At 63.2% G+C, this 1,406-nt stretch carries 2 protein-coding genes; one reads left to right on the top strand and one right to left on the bottom strand.

The features are described 5' to 3' along the window. A partial coding sequence (locus tag ABT116_RS46350) for a hypothetical protein (protein WP_351647240.1) occupies positions 1–203 on the top strand: 203 nt, incomplete at its 5' end. On the opposite strand, the gene ABT116_RS46345 is transcribed toward ABT116_RS46350, so the two are convergent. Continuing rightward, positions 196–1,059: a hypothetical protein gene (locus tag ABT116_RS46345; RefSeq protein ID WP_003945080.1), complete on the bottom strand. Its 864-nt coding sequence runs from the start codon at positions 1,057–1,059 to the stop codon at positions 196–198. The genes ABT116_RS46350 and ABT116_RS46345 overlap by 8 nt on opposite strands. Positions 1,060–1,406: the final 347 nt, after the last annotated feature.

Here is a 1,406-nt window from a genome sequence, read left to right as displayed (position 1 = left end):
AGCCCGCCATCCTGGTGCGAGGAAAGGTGGTGGGATTCGCGACGGTGACGCCCGACAAGGAGACGGTCGAGTTGGGTGCGACTCTGTTTGCGCAGCAAGCGAAGACTGCGCTCGCGGCCATCGAGAAAGAAGCGCGTTCGTTGCTGAAGTTCATGCACCCGAATATCGTGAACCGCGAAGTGCGGTTCGCTGTCGCTACGTAGCGGGCTTGTGCTTTCGTGGTGCCCGATCGCGCAGTTCGGCCACGATCTCGTCATTCCACATGTGACGCCGCACCAGTCGGTACCGCTCCCGGGCGATCCACAAGTACGCCTCGGCGTCGGTGTGCTCGGGCAACATGTCGGCGCCCCGCAGCATCCGCACGACGGGGAGAAACTCCTCGCCGAACCAGCGTCGGGCGACCGTGTCTCGGCCGAGGAACTCGCCCTTCTCCTGCATGAGCCGAAAACCCCACGCCTCCACACACTCACTGAGTTCGGCGTACTCCCACGGGTCGGTGACCTGGACGGCTTCGCGTTGTGAACCCTGCAGCGGAACGCGGGTGAGGAAGAGTCGGCGATGGTCCTTGATGAGCAGATCGGCGCGCTGAGTGATGCCTTCCGGCGAGATACGAGTGATGATCTCGGTGACGTACGCGTCGATTGTCTTCTGGTGCATCGCACACGCAATGGACACTCGGTGGTGCCCGTCGATCACGAAGTGCATGGAGCCGACGCGATACAACTGAACAGGTGGCACCGATTCGCCGCGTCGTTGCGCCACCGCAAGTCGCTCCCAACGAGCGCGCGAGTGAGTGGACGTCGGACGGAAGTACCTGTCGAAATCACCTGTGCGGTCGACACTTCCGACTATCGATTCGATGGTGACGACCTGCAGACCCAGAGACTTCTCGCCGACCTTGCCGAGAGCTGCGACAACTTCGTCGAACGGCAGAATCGCGTTGACGTCGTCCGGTTCGCGTCGTAGCCAACTGACCAGACGTGCAACGTCGGCACGTCGACGCTGACGAGCGAAGTCGTTTTCCGCGTCGGCTGTGGGAAATCCGGTGTCACGAGCCATGTCGGCGCCTCACGATCGTCGGCGGAGTACCTGGGGAAATCTCCATCAGCGTGAAGCCGACGGTATTGAGCACGATAGTCCGGCCTACTTCCAGATCGAGAGGTGTTCGCCCGTGCGGGTGGATGTGTCCGTGGATCATGACTGTCGGATCGAGGGTGCGGATCAAGGAGGTGAAGCATTCGAACCCACGATGTGGCCGATCCTCGGCGTCGCCGACACCGCGGGCAGGGCTGTGTGTGAGCAGCACATCGACGGCCTCCATGAGCCATCTCGCCGCGCAGCTCGGAAACCCGCGGGAGATCGCGCAGTTGGCGCGGGCGGCGCAGGAGGGGGCGCGGGGGCGCGTG

The organism is Streptomyces sp. NPDC002130, from assembly GCF_040296465.1.
GTDB lineage: Bacteria > Actinomycetota > Actinomycetes > Streptomycetales > Streptomycetaceae > Streptomyces.
This window is presented reverse-complemented; position numbering and strand designations above follow the sequence as displayed.

Excerpts from the sequence above, each read along its gene's own strand:
- ABT116_RS46345 (WP_003945080.1), bottom strand. The coding sequence starts at position 1,059 with ATGGCTCGTGACACCGGATTTCCCACAGCCGACGCGGAAAACGACTTC.